The sequence below is a fragment of the Bradyrhizobium sp. USDA 3262 genome (assembly GCF_054060035.1).
Genome location: NZ_JBSSCT010000001.1, coordinates 14,008 through 36,941, shown reverse-complemented (window position 1 = coordinate 36,941; position 22,934 = coordinate 14,008). Strand labels below are relative to the sequence as shown.

At 63.5% G+C, this 22,934-nt stretch carries 25 protein-coding genes and 2 pseudogenes; 21 read left to right on the top strand and 6 right to left on the bottom strand.

Annotated elements, in window-relative coordinates:
* Positions 1-47 precede the first annotated feature (47 nt).
* A complete protein-coding gene (locus tag ACVWYP_RS00190; RefSeq protein ID WP_129964776.1) occupies positions 48-260 on the bottom strand; it encodes a hypothetical protein in 213 nt (70 codons plus the stop codon).
* Between the two features lie 202 nt (positions 261-462).
* A complete protein-coding gene (locus ACVWYP_RS00185) occupies positions 463-726 on the bottom strand; it encodes a DNA -binding domain-containing protein (protein WP_129964775.1) in 264 nt (87 codons plus the stop codon).
* A 289-nt stretch (positions 727-1,015) separates the two neighbouring features.
* Here ACVWYP_RS00185 and ACVWYP_RS00180 point away from each other — a divergent pair.
* The 8 genes and pseudogenes from ACVWYP_RS00180 to ACVWYP_RS00145 form a co-directional block, all read left to right on the top strand.
* Positions 1,016-1,294: pseudogene (locus ACVWYP_RS00180) on the top strand (helix-turn-helix domain-containing protein); the annotation flags it as partial.
* A gap of 691 nt (positions 1,295-1,985) precedes the next feature.
* Positions 1,986-2,463 (top strand): annotated as a pseudogene (locus ACVWYP_RS00175) (DUF932 domain-containing protein); the annotation flags it as partial.
* A gap of 102 nt (positions 2,464-2,565) precedes the next feature.
* The gene (locus ACVWYP_RS00170; protein WP_051448100.1) at positions 2,566-3,540 is read left to right on the top strand and encodes an ArdC family protein; all 975 of its coding nucleotides are present in this window, start codon (positions 2,566-2,568) and stop codon (positions 3,538-3,540) included.
* A gap of 255 nt (positions 3,541-3,795) precedes the next feature.
* Positions 3,796-5,931 (top strand): ParB/RepB/Spo0J family partition protein, encoded by a 2,136-nt coding sequence (locus tag ACVWYP_RS00165; protein ID WP_028343827.1) that lies wholly within the window; start codon positions 3,796-3,798, stop codon positions 5,929-5,931.
* 99 nt (positions 5,932-6,030) lie between these two features.
* Entirely contained in the window at positions 6,031-6,444 is a 414-nt protein-coding gene (locus ACVWYP_RS00160) for a hypothetical protein (protein WP_028343828.1), read from the top strand.
* A 276-nt stretch (positions 6,445-6,720) separates the two neighbouring features.
* The gene (locus ACVWYP_RS00155; RefSeq protein ID WP_028343829.1) at positions 6,721-11,046 is read left to right on the top strand and encodes a strawberry notch family protein; all 4,326 of its coding nucleotides are present in this window, start codon (positions 6,721-6,723) and stop codon (positions 11,044-11,046) included.
* Complete coding sequence (locus ACVWYP_RS00150; RefSeq protein ID WP_028343830.1) at positions 11,046-12,113, top strand: DUF7146 domain-containing protein; 1,068 nt, start codon at positions 11,046-11,048, stop codon at positions 12,111-12,113. Before ACVWYP_RS00155 ends, ACVWYP_RS00150 begins: the two co-directional genes overlap by 1 nt.
* A gap of 332 nt (positions 12,114-12,445) precedes the next feature.
* Positions 12,446-13,375 carry a DUF2493 domain-containing protein gene (locus tag ACVWYP_RS00145; protein ID WP_028343831.1) on the top strand — a complete coding sequence of 310 codons (930 nt, stop codon included), beginning with the start codon at positions 12,446-12,448 and terminating at the stop codon, positions 13,373-13,375.
* Positions 13,376-13,443: 68 nt separating this feature from the next.
* Here the strand turns inward: ACVWYP_RS00145 and ACVWYP_RS00140 are convergent, their stop codons facing one another.
* Positions 13,444-14,112, bottom strand: coding sequence for a hypothetical protein (locus ACVWYP_RS00140; RefSeq protein ID WP_028343832.1), 669 nt, complete (start codon positions 14,110-14,112; stop codon positions 13,444-13,446).
* Between the two features lie 295 nt (positions 14,113-14,407).
* Here ACVWYP_RS00140 and ACVWYP_RS00135 point away from each other — a divergent pair, with 295 nt between their 5' ends.
* Both ACVWYP_RS00135 and ACVWYP_RS00130 read left to right on the top strand, forming a co-directional pair.
* Positions 14,408-14,848 carry a hypothetical protein gene (locus ACVWYP_RS00135; protein ID WP_028343833.1) on the top strand — a complete coding sequence of 147 codons (441 nt, stop codon included), beginning with the start codon at positions 14,408-14,410 and terminating at the stop codon, positions 14,846-14,848.
* 111 nt (positions 14,849-14,959) lie between these two features.
* Positions 14,960-15,115, top strand: coding sequence for a hypothetical protein (locus ACVWYP_RS00130; protein ID WP_210291445.1), 156 nt, complete (start codon positions 14,960-14,962; stop codon positions 15,113-15,115).
* Here the strand turns inward: ACVWYP_RS00130 and ACVWYP_RS00125 are convergent.
* Positions 15,112-15,390, bottom strand: coding sequence for an HU family DNA-binding protein (locus ACVWYP_RS00125; RefSeq protein WP_028343834.1), 279 nt, complete (start codon positions 15,388-15,390; stop codon positions 15,112-15,114). The genes ACVWYP_RS00130 and ACVWYP_RS00125 overlap by 4 nt on opposite strands.
* Positions 15,391-15,991: 601 nt before the next feature.
* Between ACVWYP_RS00125 and ACVWYP_RS00120 the strand changes: the two genes are divergently transcribed.
* Complete coding sequence (locus tag ACVWYP_RS00120; protein WP_155258729.1) at positions 15,992-16,129, top strand: hypothetical protein; 138 nt, start codon at positions 15,992-15,994, stop codon at positions 16,127-16,129.
* 594 nt (positions 16,130-16,723) lie between these two features.
* Positions 16,724-17,050: a DUF736 domain-containing protein gene (locus tag ACVWYP_RS00115; protein ID WP_456683974.1), complete on the top strand. Its 327-nt coding sequence runs from the start codon at positions 16,724-16,726 to the stop codon at positions 17,048-17,050.
* Here the strand turns inward: ACVWYP_RS00115 and ACVWYP_RS00110 are convergent.
* On the bottom strand, positions 17,007-17,597 hold the full coding sequence (locus ACVWYP_RS00110; RefSeq protein ID WP_245466956.1) for a hypothetical protein: 591 nt from the start codon (positions 17,595-17,597) through the stop codon (positions 17,007-17,009). The two genes, ACVWYP_RS00115 and ACVWYP_RS00110, sit on opposite strands and share 44 nt — an antisense overlap.
* A 161-nt stretch (positions 17,598-17,758) precedes the next feature.
* Positions 17,759-17,992, bottom strand: a complete 234-nt coding sequence (locus ACVWYP_RS00105) for a helix-turn-helix domain-containing protein (RefSeq protein ID WP_028343837.1) — start codon at positions 17,990-17,992, stop codon at positions 17,759-17,761.
* Between the two features lie 241 nt (positions 17,993-18,233).
* On the opposite strand from ACVWYP_RS00105, the gene ACVWYP_RS00100 reads away from it, so the two are divergent.
* The 9 genes from ACVWYP_RS00100 (at position 18,234) to ACVWYP_RS00060 (ending at position 22,932) form a co-directional block, all read left to right on the top strand.
* Positions 18,234-18,497, top strand: coding sequence for a DNA -binding domain-containing protein (locus ACVWYP_RS00100; protein WP_028343838.1), 264 nt, complete (start codon positions 18,234-18,236; stop codon positions 18,495-18,497).
* Between the two features lie 138 nt (positions 18,498-18,635).
* Positions 18,636-18,845 (top strand): transcriptional regulator domain-containing protein, encoded by a 210-nt coding sequence (locus ACVWYP_RS00095; RefSeq protein WP_028343839.1) that lies wholly within the window; start codon positions 18,636-18,638, stop codon positions 18,843-18,845.
* 61 nt (positions 18,846-18,906) lie between these two features.
* Positions 18,907-19,422, top strand: a complete 516-nt coding sequence (locus ACVWYP_RS00090) for a DUF2285 domain-containing protein (protein WP_028343840.1) — start codon at positions 18,907-18,909, stop codon at positions 19,420-19,422.
* A 204-nt stretch (positions 19,423-19,626) separates the two neighbouring features.
* Positions 19,627-19,878, top strand: a complete 252-nt coding sequence (locus ACVWYP_RS00085) for a helix-turn-helix transcriptional regulator (RefSeq protein WP_028343841.1) — start codon at positions 19,627-19,629, stop codon at positions 19,876-19,878.
* Positions 19,879-19,891: 13 nt separating this feature from the next.
* Positions 19,892-20,989 carry a replication initiator protein A gene (locus tag ACVWYP_RS00080; protein WP_028343842.1) on the top strand — a complete coding sequence of 366 codons (1,098 nt, stop codon included), beginning with the start codon at positions 19,892-19,894 and terminating at the stop codon, positions 20,987-20,989.
* Positions 20,986-21,624 (top strand): ParA family partition ATPase, encoded by a 639-nt coding sequence (gene parA, locus ACVWYP_RS00075; RefSeq protein ID WP_028343843.1) that lies wholly within the window; start codon positions 20,986-20,988, stop codon positions 21,622-21,624. Before ACVWYP_RS00080 ends, parA begins: the two co-directional genes overlap by 4 nt.
* The gene (locus ACVWYP_RS00070; protein ID WP_028343844.1) at positions 21,621-21,875 is read left to right on the top strand and encodes a hypothetical protein; all 255 of its coding nucleotides are present in this window, start codon (positions 21,621-21,623) and stop codon (positions 21,873-21,875) included. Before parA ends, ACVWYP_RS00070 begins: the two co-directional genes overlap by 4 nt.
* A complete protein-coding gene (locus ACVWYP_RS00065) occupies positions 21,872-22,390 on the top strand; it encodes a DUF2840 domain-containing protein (RefSeq protein ID WP_028343845.1) in 519 nt (172 codons plus the stop codon). Before ACVWYP_RS00070 ends, ACVWYP_RS00065 begins: the two co-directional genes overlap by 4 nt.
* Complete coding sequence (locus tag ACVWYP_RS00060) at positions 22,387-22,932, top strand: S26 family signal peptidase (protein WP_028343846.1); 546 nt, start codon at positions 22,387-22,389, stop codon at positions 22,930-22,932. The genes ACVWYP_RS00065 and ACVWYP_RS00060 overlap by 4 nt, the downstream gene beginning before the upstream one ends.
* The last annotated feature ends 2 nt before the right edge of the window (positions 22,933-22,934 follow it).

Below are 22,934 nucleotides of genomic sequence, written 5' to 3'. Positions count from 1 at the left end.
CACTTCGAGGATTTCAGCGGCACCGAGTTCGAACGCCTCGTGTTCGCCTACCACCTTTGCGATGGCTGGCCTTCCGACGCACCGAGGTGAATCGCCAGAATTTCTTCCGGCGTTTCATTCACCTCGATGGTCTGGGCGTTGCTGCCGACGAATTCCAGGATCGTCTTTCCGCCTTCGCGCGACATCCCGCCGACCAGCGAGATATTCACGTAGTACGGCTCCGCTTTGCCAAAGCGGGTGCACTTGATCCAGAACTGCATCGACATTCTCCGTAAGCGTTAGGAAGCCGCCCGCAACTCACGTGCGGCCGCAACCATGTTGACGAGGACCGGACGAACCTCCTCCCATTTGCGGGTTTCTGGTGACGAAGCGCGACAGAAAGATCCGGATCAGCGAAGTCCATTTAAGGCCGCGCAGCACTACACGGCCGTCTCCCTGCGTGCGGAAGCCGTCCTGCGAGGCCTAATCGAGGGCTAGGCCCAAACCACTCCGCAACAACTGCCGGTACCCGTGCCTGCCCATCCATCTGGCACGGGAGAGGTGGCTCTCATAGGCAAGGCGTGCACGCTCCGGCTCCCGTTTGGGATCGATCTGCAGCACGATCTCTGCGACTTCTCGCCAGTCGGCGCCTTCTGCGTCTGCATCCAGCATACGCATATAGGTCACCGCATGCTCGCGGTCATAAGGGGTCAGGGTCGGTTCGCTCGGTGCGGTGTCGCGTCGCATAGGAGTCTCCCAACTGAAGCTGAGAAGGATTTCTGAAGATTGTGGGCTTTTTATAGTCGTTCTGTCGTCTCCCCGTGAAGCCAAGCTCACTCATGGGCAAACGCGAAATTTCGCTGTCGGAAGATGAGCGCTACCAGAAACGGAGCCCTGCTCATTGCCGACATAACGGCGCGACCGTCCACGATATCTCGACGGTGTCGTGTGCGGCGGTGGTTCTGGTGAGCCTGGTCCCTAATAGTTGGGTTATAGCCAGTGGTTTGACGGCACAAGCGAAAGGCATGCTTGGCGCATGAAACCTCGTGCGCTTGTGGCCTGGAATATTCGTCGGATCCGCGTGGATCGCGGCATCTCGCAAGAGAAGTTGGCTTATCAGACCGGGATTGATCGCTCCTACATGTCTAGCCTCGAGCGGCAATCGACAAACCCGACGATCGATCTGCTTGACCGCATCGCCAAAACGCTGGACGTTCATTTGTCGGAATTCTTTGTTCGTCCAGCCAAGCGTGCGAAGGCTCCCAAGATATTGCCGAAAGGCCGTAAGCCAGCGCGTCCACGTCGTAGGAAGGAACCCGAAGCGGTGACCGCGGACATCCTCGGGACCAAGACTGAGATGGTCAAGACAGCCAAACGACCGACGAAACGACCAGGCCGCGGACGCAATGGTTCACATAGAACGAAAGCGTTCCGCAGCTAGCCCGCCTGTCTGCAATAGGCGCACTGTAAGTTCTCTGTCGAGTTAAGCCCGGTGCAGTAATCAATGCACACTGATCAGTGTGGCCACGTCCTGAAAAAGGACGGGGCTTTTTCGTTGGGCTGTCGTTCAACAGGAGTGCGTGCGACGCACTTCTCTGTGAATTTCGTGTGCACAAAAATCGGTGAAGCTACGCCCTCAAATTTGAGGTTCGCCGTTACCGTTGAAGTTCGCCACTGAACTTGGTGAATGTCCACCATCGGGATTGCGTCTCCTTCGCCGTGAAGATCACTGATCATCTGCTCGAAAGATCGCTGCTTCATGTTCGCGGCCGCTTTGTCGCAATAGACGGCAAGGCCGCCGAACACGCACGGATGTCGCGTATTCCGCCCTTAAATGCGCTTTGAGGGGAAAGCCTTCCCCTACGCCCGAGCCTGAGGTCTCGGCCGACCCCTTCTGTGGGGAGAACCCCACAACGCCCCCCTTAGAGTGAGAGGGCGGACGGGCTTCGCCATGACGGGTTGAAGAACGGAGGAGAGGCCTCCGGCGCCTGTCGTGGAGATAACCCATGATCCAAGTCGAAGTTCTGAGCGCCGCCCGCGACCATGTCGGCGGCTACAAGGTGGACGTGACCCGCGGCGAGCGCGTCGGCCGAGTATCGTCGGAATGGTTCTCGCGGCCAGCGGACGAGCGCTATCTATCCCTGTCGGACCTCTATGCCATGGTGCGTAGACGGACCGAGCGAAGCTGGACCCGAACGCTCGAGAGCGCTGCGATCCGGGTTGAGGCCGCCGCGACGATGCCGAGCGCCTTGCTCTGCTGCTGCCCGGTTCCGACGCGCCGACTCACTGGAGTATCGGTGGTCGGAACGCCGGCGGCTTACCTCCGTCAGTTTCCGGTGCCCGCTCGCTGGCATCAACCTGCGGTTCGGCCTCAACTCTCACCGAGCCGAGCAGCTCAAGACGCTCGAGATAGAGGATGGTCGCGTCGAGCTTCGCGCCGTTACTGGCCCCGAATATAGCCGTTATCTAAACAGTCAAGCTGTATCACCAGCTTTTTCACTGATCCCTTCCCATCGACGTTGAGCCTGACGCCGCCCGCAAGCGGTGGCGATCCCGTGCGCTCGCGTCGCTCCCAAGGAGCTCACGATGTCTTTCAGGATGCAGTCCGGAGCGCGTGCCGATGTTTACACGCGAGTCACCGCCGAGATCATCGCGGCAATCGAGCAAGGTGCAGGCGAGTGGCGTGCGCCGTGGTTCCACAACGGGACGAGTGTTGCCCGCCCAACCAACGTCGCTTCGGGCAAACGCTACCGGGGCATAAACACGGTGGCGCTCTGGGTCGCAGCCACGGCCAGCCATTACAGCGATGGCCTGTGGGGCACCTATCGGCAATGGCGGGACGCTGGCGCGCAGGTGCGCAAGGGCGAACGCGCTACCACTGTTGTGCTGTGGAAGCAGGTCGCTCCGTCCGAGCCGGCTGACGACGATGACGATGATAATGGCGGCCATCGGCGGATGTTTGCCCGAGCATTCTCGGTGTTCAACGTCGCTCAGGTGGACGGATACGAACGCCCGCCGACGAACGTCCTGCCAGAGAGCGAGCGCCTGGCGCATGCGGAAGCTTTCATCGCCAACTTCGGGATCAAGACTATATTCGGTGGATCCGAGGCTTACTACCTCCCGTCATCGGACACGGTATTCATGCCGGACTTCGCGTCCTTCCGCGATGCCGTGTCATTCTATGCTGTCTGGCTGCATGAGAACGGCCATGCCTCAGGGGCAAAGCACCGGCTTGACCGCGATCTCTCGGGTCGGTTCGGCTCGGCTGCCTATGCCGCCGAGGAATGTTGCGTGGAGATTCTCAGCGGGCTTGTCCTTGCCGATTTGGGCATAGCCCATTATCCGCGTCCCGATCACGCAGCGTATATTGCGTCGTGGATCGAAGTGTTGAAGGACGATCCTCGGGCCATCTTTACTGCCGCCAGTAAGGCGCAGCAGGCCGCCGACTGGATGCACGCGCAGCAGCCCGTATCTGCTGAGGAGCGTCAGACTTCATCCGCAGTTCCCGACGAGACAGATGCGTGCCAGTCTCATTTTCCTCTTGTCGCTGGCCCGTTGTAGCGGGGCGCGGACCTGAAGATGCTGGCGATCGCGTTCTCCAGCTGGAGGCCCGCGCGATGAAGCTGCTCGACCGCGCGACCTGACACCCGGAAAGCCGGAGATGCGAAACGGCGTGTCTCCGGCTTCGTGCCTTTCCGTCTTTCCTGATCGTCAGTTTGCGGCGCTGCCCTTGAGAGGAAGAGAGCGGCGCCGCGCTGCGTGACGGGTTGGAGGTCCAGAGAGAGACTTTGGGTCGCCCGTCGCGGAGTATCACCTATGGCTACTGCCGTTCAGAAGATCACGCTGTCGTCCTCGCGCGACATTCCCTTCAACAAGCTGGTGCTCAGTCAGTCAAACGTCCGGCGTGTGAAGGCCGGCGTCTCCATCGAGGAGCTGGCCGAGGACATCGCCAGGCGTACCTTGCTCCAGAGCCTCAACGTCCGGTCGGTCCTCGACGCCAAAGGCGCCGAGACTGGCATGTTCGAGATCCCGGCCGGCGGCCGCCGCTATCGCGCGCTGGAGCTGCTGGTGAAGCAGAAGCGCCTGGCCAAGACCGCGCCGGTGCCCTGCGTCGTTCGCGACAGCGGCGTCGCCGAGGAAGATTCGCTCGCCGAGAACGTCCAGCGAGCTCCGCTGCACCCGCTCGACCAGTTCCGTGCCTTCCAGGCCCTGCGCGAGAAGGGCCGTACCGAGGAGGACATCGCCGCGGCCTTCTTTACGTCAGTCAACGTGGTGAAACAGCGCCTGCGGCTGGCCTCGGTCTCGCCGGAGCTGCTCGACATCTATGCCGAGGACGGTATCTCGCTCGAACAGTTGATGGCCTTCACCGTCACCGCGGATCATGGACGCCAGGAGCAGGTCTGGCAGGCCATCTCCGGCTCTTGGCAGAAGGAGCCCTATCAGATCCGCCGCATGTTGACGGAGAAAACCGTGCGCGCCTCCGACCGTCGCGCCATGTTTGTTGGCCTCGACGCTTACGAAGCGGCCGGTGGCGTGGTGCTGCGCGACCTGTTTCAGTCCGACGATGGTGGTTGGCTCGAGGATGTCGCTCTGCTCGACCGCCTGGTCGCTGAGAAGCTGAAGGCAGAGGCGAAAACGATCGCCGCCGAAGGTTGGAAGTGGATCGAGGTCGCGATCGACTTCCCCTACGGCCACACGCGTGGCTTGCGCGAGCTGGACGGCGTATCCGCCGATGTCACCGCCGAAGAGCAGGCGACCATCGAGGCGCTCAAGGCCGAATATACGAGGCTCGAAGCCGAGCATGATGGCGCGGACGAGCTGCCCGACGAGATTGACCAGCGACTTGGCGAAATCGAGACGGCTCTCGCCGCCTTTGACGATCGACCCATCAGCTATCAGCTTGCCGACATCACGCGCGCGGGTGTGTTCGTCGGCATCGACGCCGAAGGCACGCTCTTGGTTGATCGCGGTTACGTCCGGCCTGAAGACGAGCTGCCCGTGGCCGAGCCAGAGCAGGGCAGCGATGGCGAGCCCGCTGCCGCGACCCTCGACGGCGCCGAACCATTAGCGCCGGGAATCCAGCGCGCCGTCATCACTATCGGCGGGCAGGTCGCGGAGGCAGAGGACGAGGATGATGATGCGATGAAGCCGCTGCCGGACCGCCTGCTGACCGAGCTTACGGCCGAGCGGACGCTGGCGCTGCGCGACAGGCTGGGGATCACGCCTTCGGTCGCTTTCCAATCGGTGCTGTACAAGTTCTGCCTCGATGTCTTCTCCCGCTATTCCTCCTACGGGACGGCGATGGAGGTCTCCGTGCGTAGCGCTAGCTTCCCGGTGCAGGCACAAGGGCTGAACGACACGCCGGCGGCCAAGGCGATCGACGCGCGCCACAAGACGTGGGAGGAGCGCCTGCCGAAAGACAAGGCCGATCTCTGGGACTGGCTCACCGGTCTGACGGGCGAGGAGCAGGCGGCGCTCTTCGCACACTGCGCCTCATTCGGCGTCAACGCGCTCTACGAGAAGGGCGATCGCTACGGCGGCGGTGCCACCCCGCACACCATCGAGCAGCGGATCACTGAGGCCGATCGCATCGCCCGGGCTGTCAACCTCGACATGGTGAATAGCGGTTGGCGCCCGACCGTCGAAAACTATCTCGGCCGCGTGCCGAAGCTCCGCATTTTGGAGGCGGTGCGGGAGGGCGCCGGCGAGCGGGCCGCCCAACTCATCGACCATCTGAAGAAGGGCGACATGGCTAAGGAGGCCGAGCGCCTCCTGGCCGAGACCGGCTGGCTACCCGAGCCGCTGCGGATGCCCGACGCCCAACTGGCGGCGGCTGTCGATGGCGCGGAGTCCAAGGGCGATGGCGAGGCGCTGCCGGAATTCCTCGCCGGCGACGAGGAGGAAACCTCGGCCAATGAAGCGGACGAGTCGCGCATGATCGCGGCCGAATAACTCGACCACGCGGGGCGGCTTTCGCCGTCCCGCGTCTTTTCATTGCCATTCACCCCAAAGCCCTGGCGCAAGCCGGGCTTTTGCATTCTGGAGGCCCTCGTGCCCCTCTTTACCATCGAGACGACCTATCGCTTGCCGATCTATCGCCAGCGAACTTACGACGCCGAAACGCTCGACCAAGCCTGCGATCTTGCGATCGCTGACAAGGGCTGGGACGACAATAAGTCGGGCGTCGAAACATCCGGCGATACCTATGTTAGCGCTGCCTGGGAAGGCCGCGACGCCGCCTATAGCGGCCCGCGCCTGCCGTTTCCCTCACGTTTCGGCGAGCAGGTCCAGCGCAAGGTCGGCCATTTCGAGTTGCTGCTCGGTCTGCTCAAGATACTCATCCACGCTCCGGAGGACGGCTCAGTGGATGTCGAGCTTTGGCGCCGACGGGCGGACGCCGCCATCGCCAAGGCCGAGGCCATTCTCGCGGGCGAAGACGACCCGATCGAGGGAGCTGCGTCATGACGAAAGACATCGTCGCTATCGGCGAGGCCGACGCGATACCTCGCGTAAGCGGTCGCCGCCGCTGACGGCGGTCGGGCCTCGCCATCTCGGCAGTTCGGGTACTGAGGAACGCTCTGCGCGCGGCGCGCCGCCACCCGGTGGGGCGCCGTTTCTCATGTCGGGCACCGCCGCCTTGATGCTGAGAGGGAGAGGGCGGCCGGGACGGGTTTGAGCCGGCGCGGTCAGAGAGAGCGCCGATCGGCTCGGACGTTCCCGGCTCTCCCGAAGGCTTCCTCCATGACTGACCTTTCCCCGATCGCCGCCGACCAACTCGCGCCATTCTCGCCTGTTCGTACTCCCGAGGGCGCCATCATCGCTGCGGCCGAACGGCTTCTCCCGCATCTCGAGCGCGGCCACCGCATCGACGCCGCAATCCTGCGCGCCGCGATGGAAGTGGCCTTCGGCGCATCCGATGCGACGGGCGCCTGGGACTGGAAGATGGCCTATGACGCTTGCGAGGTCACCACCGTCCTGTTCCTGCGCAAATACGGAAAGGCGCTCTTCCGCAAAGCTGATTCTGCGGCTTCACGACTTTCCGCTTTGGACAAGATCGCGGGACTTCTGCCGACCCACACGCGCCGCACTGTCGAAAGCGAGACTTTCCAGCAATTCTCGACGCCGATCCCGCTCGGCCTGGCGGCGCTGACCGCGGCCGCCATCACGGCGGCGGATCGCGTGCTGGAGCCGTCCGCAGGCACCGGGCTGCTTGCCATCCTCGCCGACGTTGCCGGCGGCGGGCTCGTGCTGAACGAACTGGCCGAGACCCGGGCCACCTTGCTCTCTTCCCTCTTTCCGGCCATCTCCGTCACGCGCTTCGACGCGGCCCAAATCGACGACCACCTCGATCCCTCGATGGTCCCGAGTGTCGTGCTGATGAACCCGCCATTCTCAGCGATGGCGAACGTTTCGGGCCGGATGGCCGACACCGCGTACCGTCACATCGCCTCGGCCCTGGCGCGTCTCGCCGACGGCGGCCGGCTGGTCACGATATCAGGCGCAAACGTCTCACCCGAATCCTTAGCCTGGCGTGGCGCCTTCGCCCGATTGCAGGAACGCGGCCGCGTGGTGTTCACCGCGGCGATCGCCGGCGCGGTCTATGCCAAGCACGGGACCACGATCGAGACGCGCCTCACGGTCATCGACAAGCTGCCTGCCGATGACCGGAACGCGTTCGTGGCGTCGCCGGGAATGGCGCCCGACGTCGCGACGCTGCTCCGCTGGATCGGCGAACACGTTCCACCTCGCCTGAGCGTCGCATCAACCGGCGCGCTTCCCATGTCAGCCTCGCCGGCGCCTCGCACCGTGCGCGGCTATCTCGCGCGGGCCGCCACACAGTCGGTCAATGCCTCGGTCACCGACCCTGAAGCGATTGACCTCGTCTATGAGACGACCGATTGGACGCCGCCCGAGGGCGCGCGCATGAGCGACGCCATCTACGAGGAATACCGGCTCCAATCGGTCCGGATCCCCGGCGCGCAGGCGCACCCGACCAAGCTGGTGCAGTCGGCCGCGATGGCCTCGGTCGCGCCGCCGAAGCCGAGCTACAGGCCCCGGCTGCCGGCCAACCTCCTCAGCGGCGGCGTCCTCTCAGACGCCCAGCTTGAAACGGTCATCTATGCCGGCGAGGCGCATGGCAACTATCTCGCCGGCGCCTGGACCGTTGATGAGACCTTCGACCTCGTCACGGCCGCCCGCGACGACGCACCAAACGCCGTCCGCTTCCGTCGCGGCTTCATGCTCGGTGATGGGACCGGCGCCGGCAAGGGTCGCCAGTCCGCCGGCATCATTCTCGACAACTGGCTGCAGGGCCGGCGCAAGGCGGTCTGGATCTCGAAGTCCGACAAGCTGCTCGAGGACGCGCAGCGCGACTGGTCGGCGCTCGGCATAGAGCGTCTGCTGGTCACGCCGCTCTCGCGCTTCCCCCAGGGGCGTGAGATTCGGTTGGCCGAAGGCGTCCTATTTTTAACCTACGCTACGCTGCGGTCCGACGACCGCGGCGAGAAGCTTTCGCGCGTCCGGCAGATTGTTCAATGGTTGGGCTCCGACTTCGACGGCGTCATCATTTTCGACGAGAGCCATGCCATGCAGAATGCCGGTGGCGGCAAGGGCGAGCGGGGCGATGTCGCGCCCTCGCAGCAGGGCCGTGCGGGCTTGCGCCTGCAGCATGCGCTGCCCAATGCCCGCGTCGTCTATGTCTCGGCGACCGGCGCCACCACGGTCCACAATCTCGCCTACGCTCAACGGCTCGGCCTGTGGGGCGGTGAGGATTTTCCGTTCGCCGCGCGCGCCGAGTTCGTTGAGGCGATCGAGGAGGGCGGGGTCGCGGCGATGGAGGTGCTCTCTCGCGATCTTCGTTCGCTCGGTCTCTATACTGCACGCTCGCTCTCCTATGACGGTGTCGAATATGAGCTGGTCGAGCACCAGCTCGCCGACGAGCAACGGCGCATCTACGACGCCTACGCCGGTGCCTTCAGCGTCATCCACAATCACCTCGACGCGGCGATGCAGGCCGCCAACATTACCGGCGAGAGCGGCACCCTCAATCGCCAGGCTAAGTCGGCCGCGCGCTCGGCCTTCGAATCGGCCAAGCAGCGATTCTTCGGTCATCTGCTCACCAGCATGAAGACGCCGAGCCTGGTCCGCTCCATCGAGCGGGATCTGGCCGAGGGCCATGCTTCGGTGATCCAGATCGTATCGACCGGCGAGGCCCTGATGGAGCGCCGGCTCGCCGAGATCCCACCTGCGGAATGGAACGACGTGCGCGTGGACATCACGCCGCGCGAATACGTGCTGGATTACCTTGCCCATTCCTTCCCGGTGCAGCTCTATGAGCCCTTCACCGACGCCGAGGGCAATCTCTCGTCGCGGCCCGCCTTCCGAGACGGCCAGCCGGTCGAGAGCCGCGAGGCCGTCGCGCGCCGCAATGAGCTGATCGAGCGGCTCGCTTCGCTTCCGCCCGTTCCCGGCGCGCTCGACCAGATCGTGCAGCGTTTCGGCACGGACCTCGTGGCGGAAGTGACCGGCCGTTCGCGGCGCGTGGTGCGCAGGGGTGACCGCCTTGCCGTCGAGAACCGTGCCGCCTCCGCCAATCTTGCAGAGACCGCCGCCTTCATGGACGACCTGAAGCGCGTGCTTGTCTTCTCGGAGGCTGGCGGCACGGGCCGCAGCTACCACGCCGAACTCTCGGCGCGGAATCGCCGGCTTCGGGTCCATTATTTGCTCGAGCCGGGCTGGAAGGCCGATGCCGCGATCCAGGGGCTCGGTCGTACGAACCGCACCAACCAGGCACAGCCGCCGCTCTTCCGGCCGATCGCGACCGACGTGAAGGCGGAGAAGCGCTTCCTGTCGACCATCGCCAGCCGGCTCGACACGCTGGGTGCGATCACGCGCGGCCAGCGCCAGACCGGCGGCCAGGGCCTGTTCCGGCCCGAGGACAATCTTGAGAGCCACTACGCCCGCGACGCGCTGCGCCAGCTCTATCTGCTGCTCGTGCGCGGCAAGGTCGAAGGCTGCTCACTCCAGACCTTCGAGGACGCTACGGGCCTGAAGCTCATCGACGCGAACGGCATCAAGGACGAGCTGCCGCCGATCACGACGTTGCTGAATCGCCTGCTCGCGCTCACCATCGACCTGCAAGGTCTGCTGTTCACGGCCTTCGAGCAGTTGCTGAACGCGAAGATCGAGGGCGCCATCGCCAGCGGCGTCTACGATATCGGGCTGGAGACCCTGCAGGCTGAGAGCTTCATCGTCACCGATCGGCGCACGATCTACACGCACCCTGCGACTGGCGCGGAAACCCGGCTGCTCACGATCATCGAACGCCGCCGCAATCGCCCCATGACGCTCGATCAAGCGCTCGATTATCTCGCCGATGCTCGGGCGGTGCTACTGGTCAACGAGCGCTCGGGGCGCGCCGCGGTGCAGATTCCGGCTCTGAGTCTCATGCTCGATGACGGCGAAATCGAGAGCCGCGTGCGGCTGATCCGCCCCATGGAGCACCATCATGCTTCGATGAAGATGATGGACGAGAGCCACTGGCAGCCTGCGGATCGCGAGATATTCGCCGCGGCATGGAACGGCGAAGTCGTCGACGTACCCGAGTTCGCTGAGAGCACGCTCCACATCGTCGCCGGCCTGCTGCTGCCGATCTGGAAGCGGTTGCCGAACGAGTCGACGCGCGTCTATCGGCTCCAGACCGACGATGGCGAGCGCATCATCGGTCGCAGGGTCTCGGCAGCCTGGGCGGCAAGCGCTTGCGCGACTGCTACCTGCAGCTTGACCCCACACGAAGCTTTCTCGGCGCTGATGGAGGGGCGCACCGTCCTCGACCTCGCTGAGGATCTGCAGCTCCGTCGTGTCCGCGTGATGGGCGCCCATCGCATCGAGCTATCCGGCTTCACCGATACGATGCGTGACCGGCTGCGCGCCTACGGCCTCTTCACCGAGATTATCTCGTGGAAGCTGCGCATGTTCGTGCCATCAGATGCGACCGGCGCCGGAGTGTTGGCAAAGGTGCTCGACCACTATCCGATCGTGCGCATCGGCGAGCGGGAGGCCGCCTGATGGCCCGCGACAACGCCTCCGAACTGGCCTGCCGTCTCGCGCGTGACGCCGAGGCGGTGTGCCGCCATTATTTGTCCAACGGGCGGCGCCAGGGCCGCTATTGGACGGTGGGCGACGTCCGCAATACGCCCGGCCGGTCGATGTTCGTCCGGCTCAGCGGACCGGAATCCGGACCTGGCGCCGCGGGGCATTGGCGAGATGCTGCCTCGGCCGAACATGGCGATCTCCTCGACGTGATCCGCGAGAGCTGCGCTTTTTCGAACTTTCGCGATGTCGCCAATGAGGCACGACGCTTTCTAAGTCTGCCGCGTCCAGAACCGGAGCGAGAGCCAAATCGCCTGCGGTCGAGAACGTCGCCCGCGCCCCTCGGATCCCCAGAGGCGGCGCGGCGGCTCTTCGGCGCGTCGCAGTCGATCGCAGGCACACTCGCAGACACGTATCTCCGCAATCGCGGCATTACGGCTTTGCACGAAACCGGAAGTTTGCGCTTTCACCCACGTTGCTACTACCGGCCCGACGACCACAGCGCGACCGAGACATGGCCGGCGATGATCGCCGCCGTCACCGATCTCCGCGGCCACCTGACCGGCGCGCATCGCACCTGGCTTGACCCCGGAGGCTTCAGCGAGACGACGCTCGGCAAGGCGCTGATCGATACGCCGAAACGGGCGATGGGCGACCTGCTTGGTCACGCCGTTCGATTTGGCGTAGCTGGTGAAGTCATGGCGGCCGGCGAGGGCATTGAGACGATACTGTCGCTCCGCAGCGTGCTGCCGACCATGCCGATGGTCGCGGCCCTCTCGGCGGCGCATCTCTCAGCCGTCCTTCTCCCGGACACGCTGCGCCGGCTCTACATCGCCCGCGATGACGATCCTGCCGGTGACGGCGCGATGGCGACCTTGATCGATCGGGCGCAGGAGGCCGGCATCGAGGCGATCGTGATCTCGCCACGGCTTGGCGACTTCAACGAGGATCTTCGCCTGCTCGGAATTGATGCCCTTCGGGCCGCGAGCCGCGTGCAGATCGCGGCGCAGGACGTCGCCCACTTTATTGAACTGGCGGCATAGCCGGAACGGGGATGAGGTGCGACGCACCCGCTTCGTTATCGCAAGGCCGGTGGTCCTGCTTCCCCTCCAGCGCCGGAGAGGACCGCCCCCACGGCCTTCCGAGAGGGCGATCGGGCGGCAAGCGGCCCGGACCGGCAACCTCGTGGGCCGACTATTTTCCGTCGGCGGCAGAGCCGCCTTTACATCGCGAAGCAAAATAGTCGGCCCCATTCGGTCCTCCGCTAACGCTCCGGCCCACAGCTCGCGCTGCGGGTGCAAGTCCGTTCCGCCCGCCGCTTTCGTCGCCATGAAGGCCGCGATGGGCGCGGTCGATCCGACGAGGGAAAGCCGCAATGACCACCGACCACAACGACGATTTTGAGCCGCACCAAAGCTCATCCCCAACCGACCAAGTGCTCCAGGAACTCCAGCTCTTTGGCTACCGTCCCTTCCACGATGAGCCCGATCCCCGGCGGCTCCCTGAAGCGGGAGTCCTCGCCGGCAGCATCGCCGACATCTTCGATGCCCTGGTGGTGGCGCTGTCCGATACCCGCCTTGAGCCGGACCTCGAAGACCTGCTCTGGTCGACGGTGAACATCTTCCACCGCGCCAGCGACAGGATCGAACGAGAGCTCGACGGCAATGAACTGGCCCAGCAGCGCTCCCAGCGCGAACAGGACGGCAGCGAGGTGAAATCCGTCGAATTGGAGCGCCTGACGGCGGAAGGTCAAACACTGATCGAGCGACGCAACGCGTTCGAGCTGATGCGCGACCAGGCCGCCGACGAGTTCGAGCGCCACACCCATTCCGTCTGGCGGCCCCGCAACGGGTCGAGGGTCAACCACCGCAATCTGACCTCCGCGATGATCGACAGCCGCGACTTCCTGGTCGCGAAGAAGCGCGCCGACAATCAGGTGCTCATTCCGCCCGGACCGAAAGTCGCGCTGACCGGTGGTCTCGACTTCAACGATCACCGGTTGATCTGGGCCAAACTTGACCAGGTGCACGCCAAGCATGCGGACATGGTGTTGCTGCACGGCGGATCGCCCAAGGGCGCCGAGCTGATAGCCGCCAAGTGGGCCGACAACCGCAAGGTTCCGCAGATCGCCTTCAGGCCCGACTGGACGAAGCATGCCAAGGCCGCTCCGTTCAAACGGAATGATGCGATGCTGGAGGCGTTACCGATCGGGGTGATGCATTTCCCGGGCACGGGAATTCAGGACAATCTTGCCGACAAGGCGAAGAAGCTCGGCATCCCGGTCTGGAGGTTCGGCGGCGCATAGGCGCCGTCGTACCTGCAGAACGACGGGCGAGCTGAGAGCCCAATCGCACCATGAATCTCTAACGGCCCTCAGGCGTCCTCATCATAGTAATGTGAATCATCAATGGCGCCCGATGTCTCCAGCTCGGGCCGCATATACCCGACCCGACCGGCGACACGCTCAAATGACATGATCGTTGTGAAAGCGATCGAATCTCCGTGAAACGGCTTATCCGGATCGCTCTCCCCATTGAGCGCACCTGAGACATTTGCCACAAGGACATCGTCTCCAACGTCCAGACTTACTTCTTTGATGTAAAGCTCGTCAAAAAAAGCGTTCGTCATCGCCATCTCACCCAAGAGGGCGTCCTCGATCATCATGGGATCTTCTTGAATGAAGGACACGTTGATGTACTCGTCGAGGTCTCGGGTGTACCAAACCTCACCAGAAAAGTAGCCGTTTGCGCTAAGAAAGTTGGAGAGCTGCGACGCCAGTTCGTCAACTACGGGTAGGCCCGCGGGAAGACCGTTGAGCTGTTGCACGCGCTGATCCATCAAGCGCAGATCAGGCATTAGGATCGCGGCTTTGTCCAAAGCCGCAAGCTGGTACTTCGGCTCGGCCCTTAGAGCCGCCGCGGTACCATAGCCAAAATACGCAGCCACGATCTCATGGGCGTGACCTGATCCGAGCTTACCGCCGGTCAGATTGTTGAACGTCACACGCAGAAAGTCTGCGCAGTGCTTTTGGATGGTAGACATGGCAAATCCATTTTACTCCGGCGTCTTAGTGGCAGTCACAAGCGCTTCATGACCACCACGCGCCAGCAAAATGGATGCCGTTCGGGTGTTCGATTAGGGAATCGAGATGCCGCCTTTTGGGTCGCTTGCAGCCCGGGCGATCGGCTCCTGACCGTCAATATGGGCGTTCCGTCTGTCGCGCGCAACGGATTTGTATCGATTCCGGTCGCTGGCGTTTGTCGCTATAGTGTTGCTCGCGCCGTGGTGGTGGTGGAAGGCGCGACCGTCAGACCATTATCTCACGGAGCCCACCGCCATGATCACCCTCGGACCACTGCTCGTTATCCTAGTTATCGGCTTCTTCGGCTGGCTACTCTTCACGCTTGCTGTCTTCGCACTGCCCTTCTTCGCCGGCGTGATGATCGGCATGTGGGCCTTCCACACGGAGGCCGGCGTGCTCGGCGGCATCGCGCTGGGCCTCGTGGCGGGCGGCTCAACCTTCGGCATCGGCCAACTCGCGCTCGTCTTTGTGACATGGACTTGGCTTCGGTTCCTGATCATCATCCTCTATGTCGCCCCCGCTACCATCGCCGGCTACAGCGCCACCCATGGAATCGCCCAGATAGCGATACCTTCACCCGCCTGGCAGACGATTTTCGGGGTCGTCGGGGCCATTGCCGTTAGCATCACGGCGTTCGTCCGCCTGACCGGAATGGCCGCACGCGGACCAGCCAAACAGCGCTTGGCGCGCGGCTGATATCGGTAAGACGGTGGGTCCCGTCCAGCATCCAGACTGGCACCAATCCTTCATCATCGAGCCTGCGCTAAGCGCGGCTTTAGCGCTGATGGTGCGAGCGCGAAAACAGAGATGAAGGAAGACACTGTGGCGACCATCAACACCTTCCGGAAGACCGGCAACAACGAGTTGGCCGGTCCAATCCGCACGCTCGCCTTCCTCAAGGCACGGCTGGTCCGCATCGAGAACCGTCGGACAAGGGGCCCGGCCTTGCGCCCCTGCCTTTAGCCGTTCAGCGCATCCTTGAGAGCCTTGGCCGGGGCGAACGTCAGTTTCCTCGACGCCGCGATCTTGATCGCCGCGCCAGTCGAGGGATTGCGGCCTTCGCGCTCCGGGGTGTGCTTCACCTTGAACTTGCCGAAGCCCGGCACATTGGTTTCACCGTCGCTCGCTGCTGCATCGGCGATAGACTTGAAGACACCGTCCACGATGGCCTTGGCTTGCGCCTTTGGCAGATTGTACGCCTTGGCGATCTCGTCGGCGATTTCAGCGGCGGTGGTCATGGTGTGACGTTCCTCGGGGATGTCGGTTGCAATTGGCTGCGCGCAGCCTCGGCGCTATCAGCATAGAGGAGCGCGCATCGCAGCCACGTCAAGACGCGGCCTGGCCGCATGCGCGAATTATCCCATAGATTCGGCTTACGTGGGCAGCTTTCGGGAACGGGTCTGGCGCGCAAGCCGGCGATTGGCTGCATTCTTCTGGGTGATGGCCGGAGCGAGCTCGTCATAATTAGCGCGGCTCTTTTGTAGCGCGCCTTTGGCATCGGCGAGTTCGATTCAACGGCCAATCCAAAATGTCTTGCAGTGGCGGACTTTCGAACTCCTTGAAAACGAAAAACCCCGGCATGAAAGCCGGGGCCCCGTGATGCCACGGCGTACATCCGGCCGCGACGATCAGGCGACAGATTGCATTTGGTTCTTAAAGAAAATGTGACCTTTGCGGCCGTCGCTCTTGAATGTCGCGCCAATCAATCGCGATCACACACTGTTCCATCCGCGCGTTCACCCTGTCCGGTATAAGATATCCGTGTCACGAAGGGAATTCGTGAGGTTACGTCGGGCCCGCCACCGACGCCGGTACGGCGTCACGTATGGAATCGTCCAGATGGCGATGCCTTCACCGACCTCGTACACAATATCTGCTGCCGTCTGCACGATTGCCGTCAGCGCCACGGCGTTCATCCGCTTCACCGGCATGACCGCGCCCGACCCAACAGGGCAGATCTTGCCGGGCGGCTGCTAGCGTCACACCAGAAGGGGCTGGGCTGGATCAGGCACCCAGAGTGCTCGCCGTCCTCATCTTTGAAGCTGGACCGAGAGTGGCCCAAGCGTCGAGGCTCGACCGATCATCGCAGAGAGGCAGGTTCGTGGCGGTCATTGTGAGCGGCATCAACCAAACGGCGGCGGATCACAGATACGGCGAACGACTCTCGTGAGCGTGGTGTGTTGCGGAGGCTTGACCGCGGAGCGGAGATTCGCAATCGCCGGGTCAGAGAGCCAATCACCATTGCGTTCGTTGGGCCGGTTTCTCGGCGGGGACTCGCTATCGCCACGCTTCTCCTTGATGTCAGCTCTGTCAGGCCGAGCGCACCGAACGGCCTCTTCGATGGATGGATCTGGCCGAAGGACGGCTGAAGCCTCGACCGCCTATGGCGCAACAGCGGCGTCACAACTTTCTTCCCCTGCCGGCTGCGCCGTCATTCCTCGCGCAAGCCAAGAAAGTTCCTCCTCTGCTGTCGAGCCCCTTCGGGGTGCGCCGTCGATCGCCTCCGGCCTTTCGATCACCATCGAGGCCGCAAGGTGCGGGCTCGGAAAACAGAGATCAAGGAGAACTACCATGGCGACCATCGGCACCTTCAAGAAGACCGGCAACAACGAGTTCACCGGCGAAATCGTCACCCTCTCGGTCCAGGCCAGGAACGTCCGCATCGTCCCCGAAGCCAGCCGCTCGGGCGACAACGCCCCCAGCCACCGGATCTATGTCGGCCGTGTGGAGATCGGGGCCGCCTGGTCCAAGCGCTCCAACGAGGGCCGCGAATATCTGGGTCTCAAGCTCGACGATCCGAGCTTCACCGCTCCGATCTTCGCCAACCTCTTCGACGACGAGGACGGTGAGGGCTTCAGCCTGATCTGGTCCCGCCCCAGCCGCCGCAACGGCGACTGACCCGACCCAAGATGCCTCGCCCGGCTGGCCCGGGCGGGGCATCGCTCAGCTCAAGAGCTGGCCGCGCAGAGCTTCCGTCCGTGGCGAGGGAGCAGGTGTGGCCGGCGGAGCAAATTCCGATCAGCGACCGCGGACCTGTCGCGCCCTTGCTCGGCCGTTTTCGATTAGCTTCCAAAACGGTTTCGACGATGTCTTCCCAGTCAGGACAAACTGCAACCAAACGATCCAGCAGCGTGGGATCCCGCTCGATCTGGCCGAGCGCTTGAGCGCGCCATTGGTCGTTGAAGCTGATGCTCATCAGCGCTAGGCATTCGACGACCGAACTGTCAGGCGGCAAGTGTTCCAGGATTGCCGTCACAATGCCGGTCCATTCTTGAAGCAGACGCCACTGCGTAGCGGCGGCCCCGGTCTCCAATTTCTCTTGAAGGAGATCAATCAGCAAGAGGAAGCGAATTCGCCAAGGTTGGGGCCTGAGGTCCTCGACGTAAGCGTCCACGACTTCCACGACTTCGCGGATGTCGGCTGGAAAGTGCTCGTATAAGGTCATGGTGGCTCTCCATCCGTCCAATGCCCTCTAGTTCCTTTGGCTAGCAGGTGCCTTTGCAAGCAGAGCAGATTTGCCCGGAGCCGCCTATCCACTTGTGCGTGACGCAACGCGGAGTTGGTTCTCTACGTGTCAGTGCGACGATGCAGCACAAATACACTCTGTCATCGAGTCCGGTGAGGATGAACCGCCGTTCGTTTAATCAGATCGGTTGCTTCGATGCCTAGCGCCTCCGCGATTCGGCCGAGCACTGTCACGCTGGCCGATACATCGGCCCGTTCAATCGCACCGATGTAACGGACACTCAGTCCGGCGCTATCGGCCAACTCTTCCTGCGTCATCTTCTTCACATGGCGTATCCGACGCAAATTGATCGCCATGATCCCCTTTAGATCCATGGCGACTAGGGAACCGACATCGGAACGATCGTGCCAGGAACGATCGTCCCGATTCGTGCGCCGCCATGTTATTCATTTCTTCTGAGGGTGGGCCTGGTTTACCGCTTCCGGGGAGCCCCGTGATGCGCCCCATGCATCGCGCCGCGACAAAACGTCTCCCGATTCTTTCGCATTCTGCGAAAGTTTCGCAGTACATGGAACTGTGTGCAACGTTGCTTCGGCCGGAGAGGGGATGATCGCAATGGACGGGATTGCATTCCAAGATCAGCCGCCGTTGACCGACCGCGTCAACGCGTATGACGAGGAACATCTTGCAATTTATCTTCGGTTGCTAATGGCTGAAGAAGAGGGCGCCGACTGGCGTGAGGTCGTCCAGGTGATCTTCGGTCTCGACCCTGCTCGAGAACCCGATCGTGCCAAAATTGTCCATGACAGCCACCTCGCTCGCGCCAGATGGATGACGGAGGCAGGTTATCGGTATCTGTTGGAACCGCGGATGCAGTGAGCAGGCCGTCGTGCTCTGTATTACGCAAATTGCGATCACGCGCGATGCAACCTTTGGGTCTAGTTTGCTGGACGGTCTTTCCGGATCGTGGCGTGTCCCTCGTTCGGGACGACAGAACAAGAAACGAGAGGAAACACCATGCCCACCCAGTACTGGCGCTCGCCGGAGACCATCGAACGCCTGAATCGCCTTGAGCGCCCCGGCTTCGCCCTCGAATTCCTCCGCCGCAATGCTGACTACCGCCGCGACTTCGCCCACACGCAGCGCCAGATTGCGCGTGACGGCGGTGATGCCGAGACCCTTCGTGCGACTTTCGCACGGCGATGGAGGTTGCGGTTTCGCACATGACCCCGCCGCTCCTGTTGGTCAAGAACCAACCATCTGGCTGCCCGAGGCATCACCTGGAACTTTGCTCCTGGAGCCCGCGCCGCCGGGCTTCGATGCTCTTCGTTCCATCGACCGCAGTGCTTTTGGGCAGTCGCTCCTCGAGTGGACGGATCCCGACGGTCGCGAACTGGTGATTGCGGACGGATCGGGTGAGCTTCATGTCCGGATGCGTGACGAGCAGGGCGTACGACGTCCCGCCGTGCTTCTGCCTATCGACAGCATGGCGGAGCTGCGGCTCGACGTCGCGTTACACTTCGTCCGCCGGCTTGGCGGCCAGAGTATCGGCCTTCTACCAGCGGCCCTGCAGCTGACGTCCTTTCAGAGACGGCGATTGATTCAGCTCCTTCACGCCTTCGACGTTCACGACCTGGGCGGCGGTCCGCGAGACGTGGCAGCGAAGGTGCTCGCCTCCGACCACGCCCAGCGTCGTTCGGTCGAGTGGAAGGATTCGCATGCCCGACGTAAGGCGAACCGGCTCATTCACGATTCGATCGCCCTGGTCGAACGGGGCTATCTGAAACTCCTGCGCGGCCTCTGACCGGCCCTTCGATCCCTCCAAGCTATCCGCCATGACGACGTTAGCCTGCGCCCCGCTGGTAGCGCCCGGGTTCGGCTGGTCGCGAACGGGGGACACGCATGTTCAAAAACTTTCGTCCACCCCCAACGCCCGAATTCTCCGCCATTTTGGCCCCGACACGCCGCGCCTTGGCTGCGGCGCTTTCAGGCAAGACGGAGATCTCCCATGCTCGACAGGCCCGCGCAGCTTTCCACGCGCTACGTGCGCACCCCCGAGGCCGCGCGCCTTCTCGGAATCTCGCCACGCACGCTCGAGAAATATCGTTGCCATGGCAATGGCCCGACCTTTCGCAAGCTCGGCGGTCGCGTTGTCTACGCCATCGGCGATCTCGAAGCCTGGGCCGATCGGGCCGCCTGCAGCTCAACGTCGGATCCGCGCTACGTGGAGGCCCGCGCCGCTAGCCACGCGCATCGCTAAAGCAAGGCCCGCCATGTCGTCGCGTCGCCTCATCACTCCCAGCGAGCGAAGCAAGCTCGACCCGTTCGTTGTCGCCACCGGCGACGCCAGCCCGCGCGACCAGCGAGACCTGATGGAGCGGCCATTCTTCTCGCTTGCCAAGGCCAAGCGGACGGCGCCGATCGTCTACCAGGCCGGCGACGTGCGCGTCGAGGTCTATGCAGTCCCAGAGCACGGTATGGCGACCATTTGGGATGCCGACGTGCTGATTTGGGCGGCAAGCCAGATTGTCGAGGCCGAGAACCTTGGTCTGAAAACCTCGCGTTTCCTGCGCTTCACGCCCTACCAGCTTCTGACCGCAGTCGGCCGGCGGACCGGGGCCCGCGACTACAAGCTCCTGAAGGGCGCGCTGGCCCGCCTGCAGGCGACCGTTATCCGCACCAGCATCCGGCAGGACGAGCATTGGCGGCGCCACCAATTCTCCTGGATCAACGAATGGGAAGAATGCGCGCGGCGCGATGGCCGCGTGCAAGGGATGGAATTTGTTCTTCCCGACTGGTTCTATCGCGGCGTCATCGATCGCTCACTCGTTCTCACGATCGATCCCGCTTACTTCAGCCTGACTGGCGGGATTGAGCGTTGGCTTTACCGCGTCGCGCGCAAGCATGCCGGCCGACAGCCGAAAGGCTGGATCTTCGAGATCGCACACCTTCACGCGAAATCCGGCAGCCTGGTGCGTGTCTCTGATTTCGCGCTGCAGATCCGGCGCCTCGCGGTACGCCAGCCGCTTCCCGGCTACCAGTTGCACATCGAACGCGAGGCGCGCCGCGAACTGCTCCGCATTGTGCCATCGAAATTATCCACAATCCCTGTGGACAGTGCTGTGGAAGCACTCGGGACTCCGCACGCAAACCGTATCGGTATTTCGCACGCAGCCCTATCGGGACTTCGCACGCATGACTCTTATTTAGAGTCTAACTTAGAGTCTAACTTAGACTCTAACTGTTGTAGTGGGCCCGTGCGTCTTGCGGATAACGCCGACGCGTCGTCGTTCGCTGACCCGCCGTCGACCGCGCTCCCAAGTCAACCATCTCTGCCCCTTCTCGACGACAAGGCGGGAGGCAGGAGATGATCGTCGCGCTCCTTAACCAGAAAGGCGGTGTCGGCAGGACGACGCTCGCTCTTCACCTCGCCGGTGAATGGGCGCTGCGCGGCAAGCGGGTGACCCTGATCGATGCCGATCCGCAGAGCTCGGCATTGGACTGGTCGAAGCAGCGGGCGCGGGAAAACGTCGCACGGTTATTCGGCGTCGTTGGCCTCACGCGCGATACGCTCCACCGCGACGCGCCGGAGATCGCACGCACCGCCGACCACGTCGTCATTGACGGCCCGCCGCGCGCTGCCGGTTTGACGCGTTCGGCGCTGCTGGCGGCTGACCTGGTGGTGATCCCCGTGCAGCCGTCGCCGCTCGACGGCTGGGCCTCGGCGGAGATGTTGTCTCTGCTGCGCGAGGCCCGCATCTATCGTCCACAGCTTGCCGCGCGCTTTGTGCTCAACCGCTGCGACGCACGCACGGTCATCGCCCGCGAAACAACCGAGGCGCTTGCCGATCATGATCCGCCGGTGCTCGTCAGCGCCATTGGCCAACGCGTCGTCTTCGCGGATGCCGCGCAGTCCGGCCGACTCGTCTTCGAGCTTGCCGAAGGGAGCGCTGCCGCCCGCGAGACCGCCGCGTTCGCCGCTGAAGTCGCGAGGATCGCACCATGAGAGAGCGCTCCACCAAGCGCGGTTTTGCGACGCGACCTGGCGATGTGGAGCGCTGGATCAAGGCCAGCGATACGCCGCAGCGTTGCATGGATGATGCCGCGGCCTTCACCGCGAGGCTGACAATCGATGTCACGCCGACGCTGCGCGGCCGCATCAAGATCGTCGCGTTCAAGCGTCGCGTGACCGTCGCCGACATGCTGCGCGAATTGCTGGCGCGAGAATTCCCCACTGATGCCGGAGAGCTGTCATGAACGACGATGAGGCCTTACCGCCGCGTGCTGTGTCGTCCTCGCATCGGCGCGGCGTTGCGCTCACTCAAGTCGAACTAACCTGGATCGAGAAGAGGATCGAGCATTGGCTGCGCTTCGGCCGGCGCACTGAAGAGAAGATCCTCGACCGTCGCCGCAGCATATCAAGTTTTGCACCCGGCAGCATCTTCGGCTTCGTGCGCTGGGCATCGAACGACTACGGCACTGTCATCTCACGCATGGATATCGTGCGCGCGATGGAGGTCGGTAGACCCAATCAGACGCTGCCTTTCGTGCGGCCCGGCGGCGAGATCCTGCTGCGTGTCGACAGCTGGCCGAAAGTCGAGCGTGTGCTACAGGCGGTCGACGCCATCGAGGCGCTCAACATCGATCCGGCCGACGTCGCGCCGGAATACTGGCGACATCTCCACAACCGCCTCACCGCCGGCCACGAGCCGCGCGCCTACACGCGCGAGCAGCATATGGCCTGGCTCAAACGCTGGAGCGTCACGCCATGACCCCCTTCGGCTACGTCATGGTGACGTACATCGCGATGCTGGCCGCCAGCTGCCTGGCGTTGTTTCATCCCGCGCCGCGGCTGATCTGGAACGCCACCGCGAGCACGCCGACAGGGTTTTACGCGCTGCATCCGGTTGGAGAGCTGCACGCCCTGGAGCTGGTCGTGGTGCGGCTACCGGCGCCGATCGCGAGCTTCCTCGATGATCGCGGCTTTCTTCCGAACGGTGTGCCGCTGCTGAAGCACGTGATGGCGCTGCCCGGGCAGACCGTGTGCCGGTCCGACGACGCCATCACGGTGGATGCTGTCGATGTCGGCGCCGCACACAATAGCGACCATCTCGGCCGTCCGCTGCCGCGTTGGAGCGGTTGCCACACCCTCGAGCCGGGCGAGGTCTTCCTCATGAACCCGACCGTCCCGGACAGCCTGGACGGACGCTATTTCGGCCCGCTCCCCGTCACTTCGATCGTCGCGCGCGCGGTCCCGCTTTGGACCGACGAGGCCGGCGACGGCCGTTTCGTCTGGCGCGCCGCCACCCATTGACC

Coding starts and splice junctions, on each gene's coding strand:
- ACVWYP_RS00190 (WP_129964776.1), bottom strand. CDS start 260: ATGCAGTTCTGGATCAAGTGCACCCGCTTTGGCAAAGCGGAGCCGTAC.
- ACVWYP_RS00185 (WP_129964775.1), bottom strand. CDS start 726: ATGCGACGCGACACCGCACCGAGCGAACCGACCCTGACCCCTTATGAC.
- ACVWYP_RS00170 (WP_051448100.1), top strand. CDS start 2,566: ATGTCTTTCAGGATGCAGTCCGGAGCGCGTGCCGATGTTTACACGCGA.
- ACVWYP_RS00165 (WP_028343827.1), top strand. CDS start 3,796: ATGGCTACTGCCGTTCAGAAGATCACGCTGTCGTCCTCGCGCGACATT.
- ACVWYP_RS00155 (WP_028343829.1), top strand. CDS start 6,721: ATGACTGACCTTTCCCCGATCGCCGCCGACCAACTCGCGCCATTCTCG.
- ACVWYP_RS00150 (WP_028343830.1), top strand. CDS start 11,046: ATGGCCCGCGACAACGCCTCCGAACTGGCCTGCCGTCTCGCGCGTGAC.
- ACVWYP_RS00145 (WP_028343831.1), top strand. CDS start 12,446: ATGACCACCGACCACAACGACGATTTTGAGCCGCACCAAAGCTCATCC.
- ACVWYP_RS00140 (WP_028343832.1), bottom strand. CDS start 14,112: ATGTCTACCATCCAAAAGCACTGCGCAGACTTTCTGCGTGTGACGTTC.
- ACVWYP_RS00135 (WP_028343833.1), top strand. CDS start 14,408: ATGATCACCCTCGGACCACTGCTCGTTATCCTAGTTATCGGCTTCTTC.
- ACVWYP_RS00130 (WP_210291445.1), top strand. CDS start 14,960: ATGAAGGAAGACACTGTGGCGACCATCAACACCTTCCGGAAGACCGGC.
- ACVWYP_RS00125 (WP_028343834.1), bottom strand. CDS start 15,390: ATGACCACCGCCGCTGAAATCGCCGACGAGATCGCCAAGGCGTACAAT.
- ACVWYP_RS00120 (WP_155258729.1), top strand. CDS start 15,992: ATGGCGATGCCTTCACCGACCTCGTACACAATATCTGCTGCCGTCTGC.
- ACVWYP_RS00115 (WP_456683974.1), top strand. CDS start 16,724: ATGGCGACCATCGGCACCTTCAAGAAGACCGGCAACAACGAGTTCACC.
- ACVWYP_RS00110 (WP_245466956.1), bottom strand. CDS start 17,597: ATGACCTTATACGAGCACTTTCCAGCCGACATCCGCGAAGTCGTGGAA.
- ACVWYP_RS00105 (WP_028343837.1), bottom strand. CDS start 17,992: ATGGATCTAAAGGGGATCATGGCGATCAATTTGCGTCGGATACGCCAT.
- ACVWYP_RS00100 (WP_028343838.1), top strand. CDS start 18,234: ATGGACGGGATTGCATTCCAAGATCAGCCGCCGTTGACCGACCGCGTC.
- ACVWYP_RS00095 (WP_028343839.1), top strand. CDS start 18,636: ATGCCCACCCAGTACTGGCGCTCGCCGGAGACCATCGAACGCCTGAAT.
- ACVWYP_RS00085 (WP_028343841.1), top strand. CDS start 19,627: ATGCTCGACAGGCCCGCGCAGCTTTCCACGCGCTACGTGCGCACCCCC.
- ACVWYP_RS00080 (WP_028343842.1), top strand. CDS start 19,892: ATGTCGTCGCGTCGCCTCATCACTCCCAGCGAGCGAAGCAAGCTCGAC.
- parA (WP_028343843.1), top strand. CDS start 20,986: ATGATCGTCGCGCTCCTTAACCAGAAAGGCGGTGTCGGCAGGACGACG.
- ACVWYP_RS00070 (WP_028343844.1), top strand. CDS start 21,621: ATGAGAGAGCGCTCCACCAAGCGCGGTTTTGCGACGCGACCTGGCGAT.
- ACVWYP_RS00065 (WP_028343845.1), top strand. CDS start 21,872: ATGAACGACGATGAGGCCTTACCGCCGCGTGCTGTGTCGTCCTCGCAT.
- ACVWYP_RS00060 (WP_028343846.1), top strand. CDS start 22,387: ATGACCCCCTTCGGCTACGTCATGGTGACGTACATCGCGATGCTGGCC.